This window comes from Paenibacillus sp. FSL H8-0280 (assembly GCF_045040665.1).
GTDB classification, from domain to species: domain Bacteria; phylum Bacillota; class Bacilli; order Paenibacillales; family Paenibacillaceae; genus Paenibacillus; species Paenibacillus xylanexedens_A.
This window is the reverse complement of record NZ_CP150296.1, coordinates 328580-346828: the sequence shown is the minus strand read 5'-3', so window position 1 is coordinate 346828 and position 18249 is coordinate 328580. Positions and strand designations below refer to the sequence as shown.

Annotated in this window: 23 protein-coding genes; 10 read left to right on the top strand and 13 right to left on the bottom strand. The window is 43.8% G+C overall.

Annotated features, from left to right (window positions below; genetic code table 11):
* Positions 1-60: 60 nt before the first annotated feature.
* Both MHI12_RS01630 and MHI12_RS01625 read right to left on the bottom strand, forming a co-directional pair.
* Positions 61-717 carry an amino acid ABC transporter permease gene (locus MHI12_RS01630; protein ID WP_036671925.1) on the bottom strand — a complete coding sequence of 219 codons (657 nt, stop codon included), beginning with the start codon at positions 715-717 and terminating at the stop codon, positions 61-63.
* 23 nt (positions 718-740) lie between these two features.
* Positions 741-1568 (bottom strand): transporter substrate-binding domain-containing protein, encoded by an 828-nt coding sequence (locus MHI12_RS01625; protein WP_405171323.1) that lies wholly within the window; start codon positions 1566-1568, stop codon positions 741-743.
* 319 nt (positions 1569-1887) lie between these two features.
* Here MHI12_RS01625 and MHI12_RS01620 point away from each other — a divergent pair, with 319 nt between their 5' ends.
* On the top strand, positions 1888-2532 hold the full coding sequence (locus MHI12_RS01620; protein ID WP_338590119.1) for a GntR family transcriptional regulator: 645 nt from the start codon (positions 1888-1890) through the stop codon (positions 2530-2532).
* A 58-nt stretch (positions 2533-2590) separates the two neighbouring features.
* Here the strand turns inward: MHI12_RS01620 and MHI12_RS01615 are convergent, their stop codons facing one another.
* A complete protein-coding gene (locus tag MHI12_RS01615) occupies positions 2591-3325 on the bottom strand; it encodes a class I SAM-dependent methyltransferase (RefSeq protein ID WP_341005821.1) in 735 nt (244 codons plus the stop codon).
* A 164-nt stretch (positions 3326-3489) separates the two neighbouring features.
* Here MHI12_RS01615 and MHI12_RS01610 point away from each other — a divergent pair, with 164 nt between their 5' ends.
* Entirely contained in the window at positions 3490-3837 is a 348-nt protein-coding gene (locus MHI12_RS01610; protein WP_405171322.1) for a hypothetical protein, read from the top strand.
* 243 nt (positions 3838-4080) lie between these two features.
* On the opposite strand, the gene MHI12_RS01605 is transcribed toward MHI12_RS01610, so the two are convergent.
* The 4 genes from MHI12_RS01605 to MHI12_RS01590 all read right to left on the bottom strand — a co-directional run bounded on the left by MHI12_RS01605 (position 4081) and on the right by MHI12_RS01590 (position 6268).
* Positions 4081-4308 carry a cold-shock protein gene (locus MHI12_RS01605; RefSeq protein WP_017691121.1) on the bottom strand — a complete coding sequence of 76 codons (228 nt, stop codon included), beginning with the start codon at positions 4306-4308 and terminating at the stop codon, positions 4081-4083.
* Positions 4309-4496: 188 nt separating this feature from the next.
* On the bottom strand, positions 4497-4697 hold the full coding sequence (locus MHI12_RS01600) for a cold-shock protein (protein ID WP_024633772.1): 201 nt from the start codon (positions 4695-4697) through the stop codon (positions 4497-4499).
* Between the two features lie 395 nt (positions 4698-5092).
* The gene (locus MHI12_RS01595) at positions 5093-5329 is read right to left on the bottom strand and encodes a DUF6953 family protein (protein ID WP_036607962.1); all 237 of its coding nucleotides are present in this window, start codon (positions 5327-5329) and stop codon (positions 5093-5095) included.
* A gap of 150 nt (positions 5330-5479) precedes the next feature.
* On the bottom strand, positions 5480-6268 hold the full coding sequence (locus MHI12_RS01590; RefSeq protein WP_405171321.1) for a CPBP family intramembrane glutamic endopeptidase: 789 nt from the start codon (positions 6266-6268) through the stop codon (positions 5480-5482).
* A 305-nt stretch (positions 6269-6573) separates the two neighbouring features.
* On the opposite strand from MHI12_RS01590, the gene MHI12_RS01585 reads away from it, so the two are divergent.
* Positions 6574-7245 carry a phosphatase PAP2 family protein gene (locus MHI12_RS01585; protein WP_405171320.1) on the top strand — a complete coding sequence of 224 codons (672 nt, stop codon included), beginning with the start codon at positions 6574-6576 and terminating at the stop codon, positions 7243-7245.
* Between the two features lie 134 nt (positions 7246-7379).
* Here the strand turns inward: MHI12_RS01585 and MHI12_RS01580 are convergent, their stop codons facing one another.
* Positions 7380-8159, bottom strand: a complete 780-nt coding sequence (locus MHI12_RS01580; protein ID WP_047841163.1) for an AraC family transcriptional regulator — start codon at positions 8157-8159, stop codon at positions 7380-7382.
* A 113-nt stretch (positions 8160-8272) separates the two neighbouring features.
* Here MHI12_RS01580 and pyk point away from each other — a divergent pair, with 113 nt between their 5' ends.
* Positions 8273-9688, top strand: a complete 1416-nt coding sequence (pyk, locus tag MHI12_RS01575; protein ID WP_036607968.1) for a pyruvate kinase — start codon at positions 8273-8275, stop codon at positions 9686-9688.
* A gap of 143 nt (positions 9689-9831) precedes the next feature.
* Here pyk and MHI12_RS01570 read toward each other — a convergent pair whose 3' ends face one another.
* Entirely contained in the window at positions 9832-11361 is a 1530-nt protein-coding gene (locus tag MHI12_RS01570) for a PAS domain-containing protein (protein WP_405171319.1), read from the bottom strand.
* A gap of 177 nt (positions 11362-11538) precedes the next feature.
* Positions 11539-11988 (bottom strand): SRPBCC family protein, encoded by a 450-nt coding sequence (locus MHI12_RS01565; RefSeq protein ID WP_036671932.1) that lies wholly within the window; start codon positions 11986-11988, stop codon positions 11539-11541.
* A 226-nt stretch (positions 11989-12214) separates the two neighbouring features.
* Here MHI12_RS01565 and MHI12_RS01560 point away from each other — a divergent pair, with 226 nt between their 5' ends.
* Genes MHI12_RS01560 through MHI12_RS01550 form a run of 3 tightly spaced genes read left to right on the top strand, consistent with a single transcriptional unit; the run spans position 12215 to position 14356 of the window.
* Positions 12215-12754, top strand: coding sequence for an SUKH-3 domain-containing protein (locus MHI12_RS01560; protein WP_341005817.1), 540 nt, complete (start codon positions 12215-12217; stop codon positions 12752-12754).
* A complete protein-coding gene (locus MHI12_RS01555; protein ID WP_405171318.1) occupies positions 12751-13488 on the top strand; it encodes a WecB/TagA/CpsF family glycosyltransferase in 738 nt (245 codons plus the stop codon). Before MHI12_RS01560 ends, MHI12_RS01555 begins: the two co-directional genes overlap by 4 nt.
* 28 nt (positions 13489-13516) lie before the next feature.
* Positions 13517-14356, top strand: coding sequence for a DUF6597 domain-containing transcriptional factor (locus MHI12_RS01550; protein ID WP_405171317.1), 840 nt, complete (start codon positions 13517-13519; stop codon positions 14354-14356).
* A gap of 16 nt (positions 14357-14372) precedes the next feature.
* Here the strand turns inward: MHI12_RS01550 and MHI12_RS01545 are convergent, their stop codons facing one another.
* The gene (locus tag MHI12_RS01545) at positions 14373-14906 is read right to left on the bottom strand and encodes an MOSC domain-containing protein (protein WP_405171316.1); all 534 of its coding nucleotides are present in this window, start codon (positions 14904-14906) and stop codon (positions 14373-14375) included.
* Positions 14907-15173: 267 nt separating this feature from the next.
* On the opposite strand from MHI12_RS01545, the gene MHI12_RS01540 reads away from it, so the two are divergent.
* The 3 genes from MHI12_RS01540 (at position 15174) to MHI12_RS01530 (ending at position 17067) form a co-directional block, all read left to right on the top strand.
* Positions 15174-15530 (top strand): DUF1304 domain-containing protein, encoded by a 357-nt coding sequence (locus MHI12_RS01540; RefSeq protein ID WP_179198648.1) that lies wholly within the window; start codon positions 15174-15176, stop codon positions 15528-15530.
* Between the two features lie 76 nt (positions 15531-15606).
* Positions 15607-16446 carry a DUF4261 domain-containing protein gene (locus MHI12_RS01535; RefSeq protein WP_405171315.1) on the top strand — a complete coding sequence of 280 codons (840 nt, stop codon included), beginning with the start codon at positions 15607-15609 and terminating at the stop codon, positions 16444-16446.
* 261 nt (positions 16447-16707) lie between these two features.
* Positions 16708-17067 carry a hypothetical protein gene (locus tag MHI12_RS01530; protein ID WP_405171314.1) on the top strand — a complete coding sequence of 120 codons (360 nt, stop codon included), beginning with the start codon at positions 16708-16710 and terminating at the stop codon, positions 17065-17067.
* A 149-nt stretch (positions 17068-17216) separates the two neighbouring features.
* Here the strand turns inward: MHI12_RS01530 and MHI12_RS01525 are convergent, their stop codons facing one another.
* Positions 17217-17723, bottom strand: a complete 507-nt coding sequence (locus MHI12_RS01525) for a GNAT family N-acetyltransferase (protein WP_405171313.1) — start codon at positions 17721-17723, stop codon at positions 17217-17219.
* Positions 17720-18247 carry a hypothetical protein gene (locus MHI12_RS01520; RefSeq protein ID WP_405171312.1) on the bottom strand — a complete coding sequence of 176 codons (528 nt, stop codon included), beginning with the start codon at positions 18245-18247 and terminating at the stop codon, positions 17720-17722. Before MHI12_RS01520 ends, MHI12_RS01525 begins: the two co-directional genes overlap by 4 nt.
* Between the last annotated feature and the right edge of the window lie 2 nt (positions 18248-18249).

The following is an 18249-nucleotide window of genomic DNA, read 5'->3' as shown; positions in this document are numbered from 1 at the left end:
CTCTCTTTTTCCACTCCAGCCTACTCCAAGCCTTTCTCGAATCCAATCCTTTATCCATAGTTAGCGAGAAGTAGACAGTCTACGTTCCAACCAAGAGAGTAAATTAGCCAGTGTAAATGTGATTATAAAATAGAGGCCGGCGGCAACAAGCAGCGGAGCAAGCGGCTGGAACGTAACACCCTGAATCGTTCTGGCCGTGTATATAATCTCGGCTATGCCGATCATGGAGACAAGCGAAGAATCTTTAATGATAATAATGAATTCATTACCGATGGCTGGAAGCATGTTACGAAAAGCCTGCGGCAGTATAATATAACGAAGTGTCATACCATTTGTCATACCAAGGGAGCGCGAAGCTTCGGTCTGTCCTTTATCAATCGCTTGAATCCCGGCCCTGAACACCTCCGCCATATAAGCCGAGCTATTCATCGTCAGAGCTACCACCCCCGACATAAATGCCGGCAAGTTCACACCTACAACCGTCAGACCATAATGAATAATAAGAATCTGTACCAGCATCGGTGTTCCTCGAATGAGTTCAATATACGCCGATGCCACAAATTTAATTGGCCATATTCGGGATATTCGCATTAGCGCCATGATTACACCAAGCAACGTACCAAACAATACGCCGAAAAAGGAAAGTTCAAGCGTAACCCACGCACTTCGTGCATAGTCCTGCCAATGTTCTAATAGAAAGGAAAAATCTAAATTCACGGCATATCCCTCACTCGTCCGGTTTATTCGCCGAGCATCTCATTCGCTTCAACGACGAACCGTTCAATATCTCCGTTCGTTTTGAGCTTTTCCAATGTAGTGTTGATCTGATCCAGCAGCTTCTGATTACCTTTCTTCACTGCGATGGCCGAACCACCCTCGTCTTCAGCCTGTTTAATCTCCACACCTGCAACAACAAGCCCCTCTTGGTTCTTCACATACTGTTCAGCCACCGGCTTCTCCAGGATGAGTGCGTCTACACGCCCCGTCTGCAACTCCAGAATCAGTTCAGGTATTTTGGCCAGAGAAGTGAGCTTTGCTCCCTCTATTTCCTGAGCAATCCCTTCCTGAATGGAACTCTTTTGCACACCAATCTGCTTACCTGATAGATCTTCTATGGACTTCAATGCCACATCTTCACCTTCTCTAACGAGTACAGCCTGTTCTGCATAATAGTAGATATCTGTAAAATCAACATTCTTCTTGCGTTCTTCGGTAGGGGTTAAGCCTGATATTACAAAATCAACCTTATCTGTACCGAGGGCCATAAGAAGGCCATCAAAGTCCATGTCCTCAATCTTCAGCTCGGCTCCCAGATCAGCCGCAATTGCTTTCGCAATCTCGATGTCAAAACCTACGATAGTATCTTTACCATCGATTTTCTTATGAAATTCATAGGGTGCATAGTCCGCACTGGTTCCAAGTACAATTACTTCCTTTTCCGCAGGATTATTTCCCGAAGACGAAGTAGCATCTGATCCGGTTCCTGTCGTTTTTTCCTGACCACATGCGGACATGATTACAACGACTAACAACAGCATCATTGGCAAAAGCACTTTTTTCACAGACATACCCCTATTCTTTTTTAGACTGAGTAGCATAATGATAAATTTGTATACAATATACATAAGACAATATATGGACTTATATGTAAGTAATACTAACAAATATTTTGGCTTATCACAATCATTATTTAAACATTTATACGCTTTAATTCCATAAAATGTTCTATATATAACACGGCATTTACATCGGCTGAGACATGAAGTTTGCTTGCCCAACTTCCCCCTCGGTGTTAAGATGATAAAAACTTGAAACGCCTGAACGGCGCGCACAGTACGGCCTCAAACCCATCTATTCATTCACTATACATAGAAAGGAGGATTCGGTATGGAGGTACCCAAATACCGGTCCTTGAAAGATCACGTATACGATTACATTGCCCAGAAGATTCAGGACGGGACGTTACTTCCCAACCAGAAGATCAACGAGGCCGAAATATGCAAAAAGCTGGACATCAGTCGCACGCCTACTCGGGAGGCCCTTTTCCAGCTGGCTTCAGACAATCTGCTGCAATACATCCCACGCAGGGGATTTATTGTCACTCCTTTTGATGCAGGCAAAAAACTGGAGTTCTCCCAAGCGATTGGTGTGCTGGAGGCACTCGCTGCCACACTTGCAGCAGACCATCTCAGACCATCTGAACTTTTGGAGATGGAAACTCTCGTTGTCCGAATGGACGAAGATATCAGCCAACTTGATCTTGCTGCCTACAACAAGAACCAATATCAGTTCCATAATCTGTACATTCAGCGATGTGGTAACGCCACAGTCATTGAGATGTTAAACACATTGAAGAACAGTTTCATCCGGCAGTCGTATGTTAGTGATAATAAACCAAAGCTATCTGAGGTACTGCTCGAAGTTAATGAAGAGCACCGGCAAATTTTAAGTGCTTTTCGAGCCAAGGATAAGAGCCAACTGGAAGCCCTGCTCAAACACCACTGGCGGATTATCGACAACGATATGCTGTAGTACATTCTGTCGAAACAAACCAAAGGCAACCCACACGATTGTGTGAGTTGTCTTTTTCCTATTTTTCCTTTTTGACTTCCAACGGTGCCCTAGCCGCAAAAACAGCATACCCCAACTTTTTGCCGTATTTCGCGAGCAACCGATCATTGGTTTGACTCATTCGCTGCATACGTTCATCCTCAAACCAATTCATATCGATCTCGCGATGTGGATCATGATCAACGCCCCATTTTCCCATTGATCGTGAATGTTCTTTAACTTCAACCTTGGTGAAACCACACTGTTTCAGGCGTTTTCTCCATGCTGTCGCCGTTACCAGGGTTCGTATACCGTAAAATTGCTTTAATCCGCGATACATCAATTCGGTCTTCTGGCCTGATAGAACCATCTCCCGATCTACCAAAAGTCCAGCGGGCTTCAACACTCTTCTATACTCAGTTAGCGCACTCCGCCATGGGGTAAAGATTGTAACCGACTCCACGAATACCATATCAAAATGATTTTCCGGGAAAGGCAACGATGCTACATCAGCCTGAACAAATCGAACATCCACCCGTTCTCGTCTTGCTCGCCGAACGGCCTTATCCAGCATCTGGCGATTAAGATCAATGGCCGTTACTTGATAACCCCTTTTAGCCAGGTAACACGCAGTCCTCCCAGTGCCACATCCTATCTCAAGGATATGACTATCCACAGGCAGAGATAAACTCTCCAGCAACTTCAGCGTTGCCAAAAATCCTCCGGGATGGGCACTCCCCTCCCCTAACCGAGCCAGCATGTCATGATAATCCACGCGACATCCCCTCCTCACTCCTCCCATTGTATGGAGCAGATTCAAAAACGGCTCCTCCCCATTCGATTTTCCGGGTACTCGTCCATACCAATTGGTCTTCTTTTTACTATGATATACAAACCGTTGAATTCAAGCGGCAACCGCATCTAATGAGGAGGATTTGCATGTACAGAATTAATCGGGTATGTGAAGAAACGGTTTCTCCGCACGTTGGACGTTCCGTTTGTCTCGTTATGAACGACGGTAAGCATATGTATGGTACGCTTAGTCAATGTCGTGATGGCAAAATTTATTTGAACGGGTGTTTCGAGGGACCACGGCTGTGTTCAGTCAAATCCAAACAGCAGCTGGTAAAAAGCAGCAAGAAAAACGCTGTTGCAACAAAAAAAGTTAAATCTTCGGCCTACGGTCGATATGGTTACAGAGGATACGGTGGGGGTTACGGCTATGGAGCAGGAATTGATCTGGCTCTGGTAGCAACATTGTTTCTGCTGCCATTCCTGTTCATCTAAATTCCAATCTGATTGGTAAAATTGTAGTCATAACAAAGACCCTTTTTGCTTTTAGCGAAAAGGGTCTTTATCTTTTTCATATGATTCACGTCAATTACACTATATTTACTATTAAAAAATGATACAAAAAAAGGCATTCGCCAAAACGAATGCCGGGAACTTCATATTTAATACCCTTACCTTCGCACAGGGTGTCTATTTAATCTTAAAAAAAAACACCTCGTTAGAGGCGGGTAAGCTATGTTAAATCCGATTTCCTTTAGGCATCGTTTTCAGATTACTATTCGAATTCTCAAGCAATGGTAGCATCCTAGTCGTGCTGACCATCTCAGAAGCACATATCGGACAAGTAGGTACGTTATCAAACGCAAAATTGTCCCGCATCCATCCTTTGCACGTATCACTCGTACATTCCCAGATTGCCGCATCAGCTTGTGGAATCTCTTCCAACGGTTTTTTGCGATTATACATGACTTCTACCCCCTTTGTTATGGAAAAACATCTAACCGACGTTATTTCACAGAAGCCTACACTTAGCGGAAGTTTCACGTCCCACCGGACTCCTGCCTCGACAACTAATGGGCCGACTTTTATATAACTGATCAAAAAAAAGAAGCTGCCTTTACCATTATAACATGTTAAAGGCAGCTATGCTTTAATTACAGTTTTACAACTTCTTCTGCTTGAGGACCACGGTTTCCTTGTACAATTTTAAATTGCACGCGTTGACCTTCGTCCAGCGTTTTGAAGCCTTCGCCTGTAATAGCGCTGAAGTGTACGAATACATCTTCTCCGCCTTCAACTTCGATGAAACCGAAGCCTTTATCAGCGTTGAACCATTTTACTGTTCCGTTTTGCATGTGAATTACACCTCCAAATAAAGATTAACATGTTCCTTTGTTCTTTGCAGCAAGCAAATAAAAATTCACACATTGAAAAAGGTACCAGTCATAAACCTATAAGTGATCGCCCTTTACAATATATGAATTAGGTTTTCCACTCTCTACAACTTGTTTTTATTATAACTCCATTTCAGCCAAAAAGCAAATCTTTGTATTTTCTTTTCAAACAGCTTTGGAAATACATGTTATTAACACGCGTGGGGCCAGGGTTTATCACTCTTATGTGCCTGGTCGCTTGTGTACGGTCTTATGAAAGGATATGCAGATCTAATCCATCTTATACATTTTTTATATAATATTCTGACATGCATATCCAACACAACCAATGAATCATCTTACTCCAGTATAACACACTATGTCCATGCCCACATAAATGCATCCCGATCCCAGGCGATCTGCCCACGATGAAGCTTTCGGAAAGCCTTCTTCACTTCCTTGGACAATGATGTATTGCCGTTCTCATTCACAAAAACAAACTCTTCACCAAAATGGGTCTTCACATATTCTATGGCAGCTTCCTGATGAAGTGTTCCTGTGAATTTAATCTCCTGTACCATCCATTCCGCTACACCTTGTGCTGTCTTCTCCACTATATCACCTACTGTCTAAACCTAATGTACGGATAGGCAGACCTCGTATCATGAACATATCTGTCTTCCCGCCAGACTGAAGTATACCATGATCCAACTGCTGACGGGAAACTGTATGATAACTACTTTCAAGCAATACCCGCAATACCCTTAATGAACAACCCTATTCGCTTGCTCACTCCCTTTGGATGGAATAGACGAATTTGTTCGAATGCTCCACACTAACCATGCACAGTAAGCAATCAGTACTGCCAGTATAAACAGATCGTAAGGAAGTGTACCTGTGTCCTCCAGATCATTCCCTAGAAATTGAATCAGATTATGTATGAAATGAAACAATATAAGCGGTACGATATTTCCGTTCTTCAGCATCAATAACGCCAGTACAGCTCCCAGGAGCAGCGCATAGATCAATTGTATGATCGTATCCGTCATATCCTGACCAGACAATGCGTTCAATAGATGTGTAATCGAAAACAAGATGCTGGAGGTCACAACTGCGGCCACTGCACTTTTTTGAAGCAATGTTTTGAAAATAAGCCCCCGATAGATCGTTTCCTCAACAAAAGCTACGAGTAAGGTAAAAAAGATGAAAAAGGCTACTCGTGACAAGCTCAGCTCCCCAAATCCTTTCAGGGTAAGTGTACCCAGTACAAGGAGTAGTGGAATATAATACTTTGCGTGGCCAGCCGGGATACTTCGCAAAGATCGGAAGCCAGTCTCTCCCCACTTGTGTCTTAACGTCAGATAGATCATCAGAACAATGGCGATGGGTGTAAAGGAAATGAGTACAGGGGAAGTGTAGTCCAGTTGTTTTATCGTTGCAATGGCCCCTGCAGCAAATACGGCTAACAGAAGAAGCAGCTCAATAATTACAACGGTGAGCACAGGTTTGCGCTCGGAAAAGGAATGTTTTGGCTTGGATTGCGCATTAATCATACATTTGCCTACCTCGTTTCATTTATGTTTTCCGTTGTCATAAGAACTTATATGCCAATATAGTTGTATCACATCATCCGTATATTGAATATCCCTATTATGGATAAAACTATAAAAGTAACAAAAAAGAGACTTATCCTAACCTCTTTTCCCCTAAAATCAGGTATGGCTTATACCTTTATCTGTCCATTATAGTATTACAAGAGTTCAAAGCTGCAGGGGTGTTGCGACTCTTCAACGTCATATATCTATGAAGTACCCATTAACGATAGTTTCACAATGCATAATGAAATCAGGGGGATACTATGAAAGCATTCTTTCAGCGCTGGGGGCATTTACTGGCTATTCTGTGCATACCGCTCCAAGGCTCCATTTACGTATTTCTAGGCAGTAACACCGGAAGTGATGTCTTCTACAATTATGCTTGGATTGACACACAGATTCCTTTTATCAAAGAATTTATTTATCCATACATTAGCTGGATGCCCATTCTGTATCTTGGGTTTCTCTATTTGGGTCTGACGAACAAGTCGCTATTCTGGCGTACGTTGATTACCTATAATGTTGGTGTCATGGCTGCCAATGTCTGTTTTGCGGTGTTCCCTACCCATGTCCCGCGCCCGGAGGTCGGCGGAACTGATCTGAGCAGCGTGTTAGTACAGTTTATCTATACAAATGATGCGCCCTTCAACTGTTTCCCAAGTGTTCACGTTCTGACCAGCTATTTGCTGTTTATTGTGATTAACAGACACTTGAACTTTAAGCCTTTGGCACGGATTTCTTGGTCGGTATGGCTGTGGTTGATCATTGCTTCGACGGTGTTTGTAAAACAGCATTCCTTGCTGGACATCGCTGGAGGCATTTTGTTTGCTGAGGCCGCGTATTGGACTGTACATGTCTTTGCTCTTCGTCTTGGGCAGGCGCGAAAAAAAGGCAAGCAGCCACTCACAGCTTCTAACCCAAGCAGTCATGTATAACGACATTTATAGATGTAACAGGTGGGATGATGATCCTGCTATACAGCAAAAGAGGGCATAGGCCCTCTTTTTTTGTACTCATTGAATTAAACCTACTTATATAGAAGAACTTTATTTGGGTTGGACTACGCGTTTCATGCTATAGGTGGCCGTTCATGAAGAAGGTCAGACGGTGGGCTTCCGGTTATACGTTTGAATATGCGGTAAAAATAAGACAGATCCCGGTAGCCGAGAAATTCGGCAATTTCCTGGATGGAGAGTTGTGACTCGGTGAGCAGATATATGGCTCGTTTCATCCGTTGATCATGGACATATTGACTGATGGTCTGATTTGTCATGCTTTTGAATAATGCGGCAGCATAATTGGGAGTTTTATTGATCTCGTCCCCGAGTTCTTCCTTCGTCACTTTCTCCCGATAATGCCGCTCAATGTATCGCTTCATCCGCTCAACATGATTATGCCTCTCCGGCGGGATAACTCCACGATCAAGCTCCCTGTTCATATAAATCAACACTTCCATCAATAAGGCTTGGCTCATCATGACATAATAAGACGGACGCTCCTGCCATTGTTGATAAATAGCGCTCATGCGTTGATGGATCAGTTCGTAACATCCAGGTTTATGCCGCAAAGCCTCATACCGTTCCAGTGCAGGCAAAGTTTCCATATGGTCGCGTTGCAGTTGAATTACAATCTGTGTGTGCGTTACTGTAGGAATACTCTTGCCGTAATATGGGGTACCACCTGGAATGAGGAGTAATTCACCCTTTTCCATGATCTGTTTATCACCGTTCACCCAATATACACATTTTCCATAAGTAACCAGGCTAAGCCGCCAAGTTTCTTGAGATTGCACAGCTTCTTCGTACCAACCGACACCATTAATATGTCGTACTTCAAGTGGAGTGACCATAACACACCTCATTATCGGACTATACTCTAATCATTGTACTATAGTTCATACCCTGATTCGACAGAAAACGCTACAATACACATATAAGCTTAAATATGAGGAGGAAATTTAGCATGTTAAAAACAAAAATTATTTGTACCATGGGACCTGCTTGTGACTCAATCGAATTGTTAAAAGTAATGATTCAGGAAGGTATGACCGTTGCCCGTCTGAACATGGCTCATGGCGAACTGGAAGATCACGTTACACGGATTAACAATATCCGCAAAGCAGCTTCCGAACTGAACACCTATATACCGATCATGATGGACATCAAAGGGCCGGAAGTACGTATCGGTAAACTGAAAGAAGCATCCTGCCATTTGCAAGCGGGTAAAGAGCTGATCCTGACTACCGAAGAAATTCTCGGTGACGCTGAGCGTATCTCGGTAAACTATCCAGAACTGAACCTCGTTGTGAAACCTGGCGATCGTATCCTTATCGATGATGGCCTTGTAGATCTGACTGTACTGTCTGTGGAAGGATCCGATATCCATTGTAAAATCATCAGTGGCGGCATTCTGAAACCACGCAAAGGGGTTAACTTGCCAGGAATCAAAACGACATTGCCAGGTGTAACCGAGCGTGACGTTATGCACATCGGATTTGGGATCGAAAACGATATCGAAATTATCGCAGCATCCTTTGTTCGTAAAGGCGATGACATCCGTGAAATCCGCAGCATTTTGAAAGAACGCGGTGTAGACCACGTACAGATCATCTCCAAAATCGAAAACCAGGAAGGTATGACGAACCTGGACGATATTATTGAAGCATCTGACGGTATCATGGTAGCTCGTGGAGATCTCGGGGTTGAAGTGCCGATCGAAGACGTACCAATGATGCAAAAAGAAATGATCGATAAATGTAACCGCGCTGGTAAACCGGTTATCGTAGCTACACACATGCTGGAGTCCATGCAAGTGAACCCACGCCCTACTCGTTCCGAAGTTAGTGACGTGGCAAACGCTGTACTTCAAGGTGCTGACGTTGTGATGTTGTCCGGTGAATCAGCTGCTGGTAAATATCCGGTACAATCCGTGCGCACGATGGCTGCTGTTGCTCGCCGTGCTGAAACGATGATTGATTACAAAGAGCAATTCGCACAAAAATCGGCTCAACAGATCGCTGATATTACTGAAGTTATCAGTCAGGGCGCTGTAAGTTCTTCCCTCGTACTGAATGCAAAAGCAATCATCACTTCGACTGAGAGTGGATTCACAGCACGCATGATCTCCAAATATCGTCCAAAAGCGCCAATCATCGCAGTTACACAACATGAAGAAGTATTGGCGAAAATCTGCCTGCTCTCCGGTGTTATTCCGGTTATGGGCGACAAAGTAACGACAACGGATGAAATGTTCGAATCGGCTACGCGTAACGCAATCAAAACAGGTTACATCGAAAAAGGTGACATCATTGTATTGTCCGCTGGTGTTCCAATCGGTCAATCCGGTAATACAAACCTGATCAAAGTTCAACAAGTTTAATTCAATAGCTGAAACTGAAGCTATACATCTTAGCTATATATAGAGATACAAAAAATCCACCGGGAGCAGAAATGCTTCCCGGTGGATTTTTTTGTTGATGATGTGTGCCAATGATTGTGATGTTACAACAAACGGATTTGAGATTATAGATTCCGTGAGTAATCAACCAGATCCTGTGACATGGTGTTAATCTCATCCATTGAAGCATTCACCTGCTGTGTCAAGGCAGCCTGATTTTGCGTTAACGTGGACATATTACCGATATGTTCAAGAATCTGATCAATCAATGTTTTCATCTTCTGCATGCTATCTTCGATATTTACTGTGGCCTCCGAACTGTGATCAGCCAGTTTCCGCACTTCACCTGCAACGACACCAAATCCCAGTCCCAGCTCTCCCGCTCGTGCAGCTTCAATGGCTGCATTCAACCCTAGCAGATTGGTCTGACTGGCAATCTCTCGAATAAACACGGTGATGTTCTTCGTATCATCTGCACTGCTTTTCACTTGAATAGCTGCATCGGCAGATAACTCCTGTGCAGTAACCAGATCCTGTGCCTGGTCGGTAATCGAGTTGATTCCACGTACCATCTCGCCAATGGACTCCGATAATTGTTTTGTTTTCAGATTCATGGCTTCCACGATCTGTTCCTTATTCTTCTCATGGGTTACATCTCGAATGGTTCCAGCTACACGGAGTGGTACTCCATCCTGATCCCTAATGGTCTCCCCACCCGCGTGATACCACCGATACTCCCCGTCTTTGCGTTGCAGACGATAATCCAGATCGTACGGCGTACGACCACTGTAATCGTTCATATGTCTGGCAAATTCGTTGATTGTCCGATCATGGTCTTCCGGATGAAGTCGGCTGCTCCAGCTGCTGAACACATTCGGGAAATCTTGCTCGTCTTTAAACCCTAACTCTTTACGGAACTGGGGTGACCACCAAAATTCATTGTTCGGATTAACTACATCTCCAGCCACAACGGTCATATCCCATGGTGCCTCCACCAAGGCGCGGTTAACCAGATCATATCGGGTGACGAGTGCTTCCAGCTCATCGGACTTGCTCTTCTCCTCATGAATATCAAACATGATGCCCAGAAGTTTGACTGGAACGCCAGCCTGATTTCGGATGACTTGTCCAAGGCATCGGAACCAGCGAATTTCTCCACTTTTTGTAATCATACGGCTGATGACGTTATAGGCAGTTGTTGCTCTTGTGTCATTCACATGTTTCATAATCTCCTGCACCAGTTGGGGTCTGTCATCCGGATATATCGATTTCGCCCAGCTTGCAAATGAATCGGGATAATCCTTGGCATTATGGAACCCTAACATTTGGCGGAATTCATTCGAAAATGATACGATATTATTGTTATCCAGTGGATCACCAGCAACAATTTCAGATTCCCATAATCCCACATTCATCGCCTGATTCAGCATTCTAAGCCGCATTTCCACGGCTTCGTTTTGTGATTTCATTATATGTACTGCTTTTTTGATATTACTAGCTATTTCATCGGTATCCTGAAACTCAATGCCATCTTCGATCCATGCGTCATAGTCGCCTTTTTCTGCATTTGCTACCAGTTTACGACTATACTCCAATAATTTCTGATGAGTATCTGTACGAAGGTGTTTGGTCGATTCAGTACGTTTACGAAACATGCTCATTTCTCCTCTTAGCTCATATGATATATATTTCGACATTATCAGACATTAAATGTAGAGCAATAGTCTTAATTTTGCATAAAAATAAGAACCAGCGCTGAATCAGCACTGGTTCTTATTTTAAATGCCTTTATTTTTTATGAAAATAAATCTTAAATGACTACCTCTTACCAGCTACCACCCAAAATTCAGTGTTTTCCCCGTCTCCACCCAAGTTTTGATGCTACTTAGAATCATCCACCAGCTGCTCTGTGCATTCGCAATGGAAGGATGGTTATCTGTAAATTGATCATTGATCAGCGTCAGTTTTGTACACTCACCTACAGTTTCCAACTGGAAGACCACTCTGGATTGAAGCTCGGCATGATTCGCATGGTACGACGGTCCGGGATGCTCCTGATAACTAAGTCTGGACAACGGTTCAAATTCCAATATATCTCCATACACATGGACAGTCTCCGCACCATCATTGCCCGGCCCTACATAAGCAAACGGCTGGCCTGGTTGGAAATTGGTGCGAAGTTCACTGCCGAAAAAGCTGTTCCGTGTGCCGTCTGGTGATATTAGAGCATTCCACACCTGTTCCAGTCCTGCATTGATATAGAATTCATATTTCAGTTCCATGGACTCACTCCCTTTATGTATTGGATACGCGATCTGCCAACCTCGCACTCCTATCCTATCGTTATACCCCAAAGGCCGTATTGTAAAAACGCGACAACAGGTAAAATATAAGCTCTTTAATTCTCCCGGAATGTTTATACCACGATCCAAAAGGTTGCGCCCATATAGTGCTTTCCCAGAAGATCAGATATACTAAAATGGAATGAAATAACAGGAGTTGTTCAATATGTCTGGAACGTCACAATCCTCATTGTTACCCTATCAACAAATGATTCAGTTGCTGCAGAAAGCGGGTTGGTATGAGAACCGATGCGTTGACATCTCGGCATACATAGAGCAGTGCCCTACATCCGCAGATTTATTTCCGGCTGCCCGATCGTTTCTAGAAGAGTTTTGGGGAATAGATAAAATTATATATTTTAAATACTATAGCCGCATCTCCGGGGAAGTGCTGGCTGAAAGCCCCTGGCATGAATATGAATTTCATTTTATTCCGAATGCTGAAGAGACACTACGTTGTTCCACAGAGATGCATTCGATCTTGAAATACGCTAATGAAGATTGTTATTGTCTTGGATTAACCGGATACTACTATTCCGCAGTCACAGCCATTGGCCGTTCGGGCAAACTGTATCTGTTACACGACTATGATCCAAACGTACATGCATTCGATAATCTGATTGACAGTATGATACATGAACTTCACATGCATAAGCTTGTTCCCCATTCACTCATGGGACGGAATCAGAAAGGAAATGAGATATGAGCCAATCAACAAATATTATGGGTATCCCTTTTCCCAATGTCACGATGGATCAAACCGTTGCGATCCTTGATAAAGTCGTAGATCAGGAAAGCAATGAACTCTTCCATGTCGTCACAGGCAATCCCGAGATTGTTATGTCCTGTCAAAAGAATGCCTCTCTTCGCAAGGTTGTCGATCAAGCCGGGTTGGTCACGGCTGACGGTGCTGGCATTGTGATGGTATCCCGTTTTCGGGGCGGTCAATTGACCGAACGGGTAACCGGTTGTGATCTGTTGTTTCGTTTATTAGAGGAAGGCGATCAAAAACACTGGTCATTCTACATGCTGGGAGCAGAAGAAAGTGTCAGTGAAGAGGCCGTGAAAGTTATTGCGCAACGTTATCCGGGAGTTGTTGTAAAAGGTAGACACCATGGTTACTTCCAGGCAGATAAGGAACAACAGATTGTGGAAGAGATTTGTACTGCTCAACCAGACTTTCTTATCGTTGCTCTTGGTGCACCACAGGCAGAACACTGGATTAATAAGTATCGCCACCAGTTGAACGCTCGTGTAGCCATAGGTGTTGGAGGTAGTCTCGATATCGTGGCTGGCAAAACCAAACGTGCCCCTGCGATATGGCAGAAGCTTAACCTGGAATGGCTCTATCGCCTCCTCAGTCAACCTTCGAGATGGCGTAGGCAACTCATTTTACCCCGTTTTGCTGTGCGGGCATTGTTGTTCAGAGAACCTAAATAATGTGAGATGAGCAGGAGGGATGATTCGGATGAAACAGGTAGAACAAGGAGACAGACCAAGTATGGGCCTGTTGAATCTGAATGAAGGTGATCATAAATATCAACTAACACGCCATGCTCCTTCCGAAGCACTTCGCCCTTTTGTTAAACATTACTGGATCGTATCATGGGATCTGACTGGACTTGAACCGTATCCCCAACATGTCGTGCCTAACCCCTGTGTCAATCTGATTGTGGAACGGAACAATACGTTTTTCTTCGGACCATCGGGACGTAAATTCTCCTATCTTGTGAGCGGGAAAGGTCGTGTATTTGGCGTGAAGTTCAACCCAGGAGGGTTTTATCCCTTCCTTCGGGTTTCTGTTTCTTCATTGTACGGACAACCGATGAATGTATCCAATATTCTTGACGTCACAGCGGAGTCCTTGGAAGACCGTCTTCTTGTGGCGGGGGATGATGCGGATAAAACCAGTTACATCGACCAGCTATTATGTGCACACCTTCCTGCTGAAGATGCTCAAGCTAGAATGGTTAACGATATTGTGCAACAGATTGAACAGAACCGGGAGATGCTGAGAGTCGATGATCTGTCGTCCCATTGGAATATACATACCCGAAAGCTTCAACGCCTGTTCAATCAGTATGTGGGCATCGGACCCAAAACGGTAATCAAGTTGTATCGTCTGCAAAATGCTGCAGAATGGATGGACCGCGGTCTTCACTGTGACCTGATTAAGCTATCTCAGGATCTTGGATATCATGATCAATCCCATTTCATCCGAGATTTCAAGTCCATTATTGGCAGTACACCAGAGGAATACCTACACTCTAGACATCCGAATGGTGAGGGCCGAGGGCTGATCAATTAGAAACCTGTCCTGAAAATCAGGACAGGTGAATGACTTCTATGGTATCCCCCGTGTGAATTACACCTTCCCGTTCAACCGAGCATACAATCCCACGTTTTTTGCGAGCCGCAGGCACGAATTTTTTGCGCAAACCGTCCTGTTCGTAGAATTGTTCAATCATTTTCCCCGGATGCACACAGGGAAGGTTCTCCCCTTCGCATATTAACCCTGTCCCGTTCGGAAATAAGAGCCGCGTTCCAGCAGGTAGTTCCGTCAATCGATCAATGCCACGGACCATTATATTGGCACCAAGCCACTCTGGACGCACTTCAGGAATGTTCATTTTCTCAGCAATAAGAGCACATTCTTCCTCAGACACAATACTGATCTGACGGCGATTCGCAATCGGTGTGCCACGCTTGTAGATTTTCTGACGTGAGTCCGCCGGACGAAGCAGACCATAATGACGGTCACCCGGAATTCCTGCAAGCTCAATGTCGATAAAAGGTACAACTCGGGTCACAAATGTGGATGGATCATCAGCCAACATGACGAATTGAACTGTTCCCATAGTAATCTCCTCCCTTTCCTGAGCAATATTACTTCTTTATTGTTCATTATTACCCAATGAATGGATTGTCGACAATCGGCGTATGCTTACCTTTGTAACCATTTTTTTAATTTCAACATCATAACTCAACTGAAAAACGATAAATAATTTTAATAATACGCAATTAAATTGTTACAAATTAATTTTGTTCTTTCCGTTCTTGTTGCAAACATTTATACTAGGATGGACAAGTAAATAAATTACATATCAGAAAGTAAGGTGTTTCCTTTGATTAGTATTATTTTTGTAGCTCTTGTAGCTGTCGAACACTTCTATATCATGGTGATGGAGATGTTTATGTGGACTCGTCCACGCACAATGAAAACCTTTAATCTCACGCCGGAATTCGCCAAGTCCACCAAATCCCTCGCGGCCAATCAAGGTCTTTACAATGGGTTTCTTGCGGCAGGTCTGATCTGGGGACTCCTATATCCGGATGCTGCCGTTGGACAGCATATTCAGATTTTCTTCCTGGCGTGTGTGATTATTGCGGCTCTTTATGGAGGAGCAACTTCTTCACGATCGATCATTATCAAACAAGGTTTGCCTGCGATCATTGCGTTGTTGCTAGTTCTGTTCCTGTAATTTCTGTCGAATGGTGCATTGCCTCGATTCATGTTAACTCCTTTATGGTAAGGTAGTGAATAGATAGCAGTGTACAATGACCAGAATCGATCTGGAATTGGAAGGAGAACATGTCATGGGATTGTTTGACAAGCTTCGGCGGCGCAAAAAGGAGAAGGTACCTGCAGGCGGTGCTGTCGAATCGACGAATTACAGTGAAACCATCGTGGGTTTTGTCCTGCTGGAGCGTGACGATTGTGATTTTGACCTCTTCATCAGGAACATGAAGAACGAATGGGATATCGAGATTGAAGAACGCCCGGAGGAGGGCAATCTCTTTTTCGAAGTGAATGGAATGCAGGTGGTATGTGCTCACATTGCTGCGCCTGTGCCTGACCGTGAAGTTGAGGAGAATGCCAAGTTAAACATCCTTTGGCGAGAAGCGGAGCAAGTTACCTCACGGCACCAGTCTCAGATTATTGTCTCTGTTCTGAACGCAACAAATGCTATTGAGGGACATGTTCTGTTCACTCAAACAGCGAATGCCTTGTTACAGTTGGATCACGCGCTGGCCATATACATGGCCCCACTTGTTGTTGAAGCCAGTCAATATGTCGAAACCAGCCGTGGGATCAAACATGATGAGTTGCCAGTCTCGCTCTGGATTTTCATCGGATTATTCCAAAATGCCGAAGGCGCTTCAGCTTACACTTACGGACTACGTAACTTTGGAAAAGAAGAGATGGAGATTATGCAATCGTCTGAATCCTTAAGCGATGTATTTGAGATGATGTTTATGACCACAACGTATGTGGTTGAGAACGACGTCACACTGCATGATGGGGAAACACTTGGTTTCTCGGCAGAACAAAAGCTGAGCATTTCCCTTTCCAAAGGTGTAGCAACGGAAGGTAACAGTTTGAAGATTGGCTTCTAATTTAAGTAGTTATCTTAACTTTATCGTGTCACAGTTGTAGAAGCCGTCTGGAGTTCAACCTCTGGGTGGCTTTTAGCTATTTAGCTTCCTTTCAATTGACGATATGATAACAATCCCTGAATTTAACTTCCCTAGGAATAAGTAGTCCATAAGAACCACTATATTATGTATTCAGTTTTCATTCTCGTTATAAAAAGGTATAATTAATAGGCTTATAGTCTCATATATTACATATTATTTTATTATCGAGGAGCTGCCTACATGTCTGTTAGACGTTTGGATTCAACTAAGCCTATTATTGAAATTATCTGGGAAGGTATTGTTTCTCCTGAACATGTCGAACAAGCGAATACAGAAATCCAGAGAATAGCGGAACAATTGGGAAATTCGTTTGATGTGCTAGTGGATATGCAGAACATGAAGGCTTTCCCTCAGGATACCAAAGAAAAAATTGTGGAACACCAGAAATTACTGACACAGTGGGGTATGAAGCGAGCCAGTGTAGCTGTAGGTGGTGCGATCGCCAAAATGCAATTGAATCGGATTTCCAAAGAATCGGCGCACCAGACTGAATTCCAATGGGAAACGTATGACGAGGCTTTGGCATTTTTGTTGAAATAATATTGAAGTGATACGGACTAAGTATAATAAGAGAGGTACCGATGCTGTACATGGCACACAGAAAGAGGCGTTCCCCATGAGGAAGCGCCTTTTCTTTTGCAGTTCCACTTTGCTTACTCAGTTTTGCCAGTGATCCGAACGCTCATCATTTAAGATTCAAGTTTACTTACACGCACCATCGTTACCGATGTACCATTTAGGGACTCCTCCACGAATCCTAACCGCTTATATAAGCGAATCGCTTGGTTATCCGGGTCAACACTGAGCGAGACTGCTGCAATTCCCCGCCGTTCAACCTCATCTAATGCGGTCTGAAGCAGTAAGGTCCCTACTCCTTTTCCACGTGCATCTTCCGTTACAGCCATCCCCATCTCTGGCGTAGCTGCATTCACATAACCGTATCCCGCATTCTGATCCGTATAGAATCTTAATGTTATTGAACCTAGTCTCTTGCCCTGCTGGTCAACTGCAACATACCCGAAATCCCCTTCTCTCCCCCAGTCTTCAACGTATTTGGACAGTCCGGGAGTATGAATACTTTCGATTGGAAAAGGTTCATCACCTTCTCTTCTATGCAGGGATGCGTATAACATCTCCCACAGGAAAGGGATATCCTGTTCTTCAATAGGGCGTACATGATAGTTGGTCTTGGTCATGTTTGCTCCTCCTTCAGCTTTTCAAAAAGGCGGTCCATCTCATTCAGATTAAACTCATTGGTAATCTCGTAGTCCTCAAGTTTGTCTCTCGTTTTTGCCTCGCTGTAGATTGAGATGGACTTTTCATTATAAAACGTCAGTCCAAATCCATCGGTAAAGCGACCTTCTTTATTAATGGTAAGTCGCCACTCATAGTAGTGCGGATTCCTTTCGGAAACGTCGAATTCCCCTACTCTTTTAAGATCAACATCCTTTAACAGCTTCAGCATGTCTCTAATCTCTTTGGGATCTGTAATCGTTATTTCATCATCTTCATTATAAGGTTCATTGTTGGAAATTTTCCTAATCGTCAGTCGATCCAATGTATCCAGCATCGTCATATGATCGGTAACCTCTGCTCGAAACGTCGTATGTTTGCTAGGGATATACATAGTATATTGACCAGAGGTATACATACGCACTGCAATAGCTAAAAAAACAATAATCATGGCGATACCCATAATCATCTTGATTTGTCTACTCATCC

Excerpts from the sequence above, each read along its gene's own strand:
- MHI12_RS01585 (WP_405171320.1), top strand. The coding sequence starts at position 6,574 with ATGAAAGCATTCTTTCAGCGCTGGGGGCATTTACTGGCTATTCTGTGC.
- MHI12_RS01525 (WP_405171313.1), bottom strand. The coding sequence starts at position 17,723 with ATGACCAAGACCAACTATCATGTACGCCCTATTGAAGAACAGGATATC.
- MHI12_RS01590 (WP_405171321.1), bottom strand. The coding sequence starts at position 6,268 with ATGATTAATGCGCAATCCAAGCCAAAACATTCCTTTTCCGAGCGCAAA.
- pyk (WP_036607968.1), top strand. The coding sequence starts at position 8,273 with ATGTTAAAAACAAAAATTATTTGTACCATGGGACCTGCTTGTGACTCA.
- MHI12_RS01520 (WP_405171312.1), bottom strand. The coding sequence starts at position 18,247 with ATGAGTAGACAAATCAAGATGATTATGGGTATCGCCATGATTATTGTT.
- MHI12_RS01610 (WP_405171322.1), top strand. The coding sequence starts at position 3,490 with ATGTACAGAATTAATCGGGTATGTGAAGAAACGGTTTCTCCGCACGTT.
- MHI12_RS01565 (WP_036671932.1), bottom strand. The coding sequence starts at position 11,988 with ATGGAACTGAAATATGAATTCTATATCAATGCAGGACTGGAACAGGTG.
- MHI12_RS01570 (WP_405171319.1), bottom strand. The coding sequence starts at position 11,361 with ATGTTTCGTAAACGTACTGAATCGACCAAACACCTTCGTACAGATACT.
- MHI12_RS01600 (WP_024633772.1), bottom strand. The coding sequence starts at position 4,697 with ATGCAAAACGGAACAGTAAAATGGTTCAACGCTGATAAAGGCTTCGGT.
- MHI12_RS01530 (WP_405171314.1), top strand. The coding sequence starts at position 16,708 with ATGTCTGTTAGACGTTTGGATTCAACTAAGCCTATTATTGAAATTATC.
- MHI12_RS01580 (WP_047841163.1), bottom strand. The coding sequence starts at position 8,159 with ATGGTCACTCCACTTGAAGTACGACATATTAATGGTGTCGGTTGGTAC.
- MHI12_RS01560 (WP_341005817.1), top strand. The coding sequence starts at position 12,215 with ATGTCTGGAACGTCACAATCCTCATTGTTACCCTATCAACAAATGATT.
- MHI12_RS01605 (WP_017691121.1), bottom strand. The coding sequence starts at position 4,308 with ATGTATAATCGCAAAAAACCGTTGGAAGAGATTCCACAAGCTGATGCG.
- MHI12_RS01625 (WP_405171323.1), bottom strand. The coding sequence starts at position 1,568 with ATGTCTGTGAAAAAAGTGCTTTTGCCAATGATGCTGTTGTTAGTCGTT.
- MHI12_RS01545 (WP_405171316.1), bottom strand. The coding sequence starts at position 14,906 with ATGGGAACAGTTCAATTCGTCATGTTGGCTGATGATCCATCCACATTT.
- MHI12_RS01620 (WP_338590119.1), top strand. The coding sequence starts at position 1,888 with ATGGAGGTACCCAAATACCGGTCCTTGAAAGATCACGTATACGATTAC.
- MHI12_RS01550 (WP_405171317.1), top strand. The coding sequence starts at position 13,517 with ATGAAACAGGTAGAACAAGGAGACAGACCAAGTATGGGCCTGTTGAAT.
- MHI12_RS01555 (WP_405171318.1), top strand. The coding sequence starts at position 12,751 with ATGAGCCAATCAACAAATATTATGGGTATCCCTTTTCCCAATGTCACG.
- MHI12_RS01535 (WP_405171315.1), top strand. The coding sequence starts at position 15,607 with ATGACCAGAATCGATCTGGAATTGGAAGGAGAACATGTCATGGGATTG.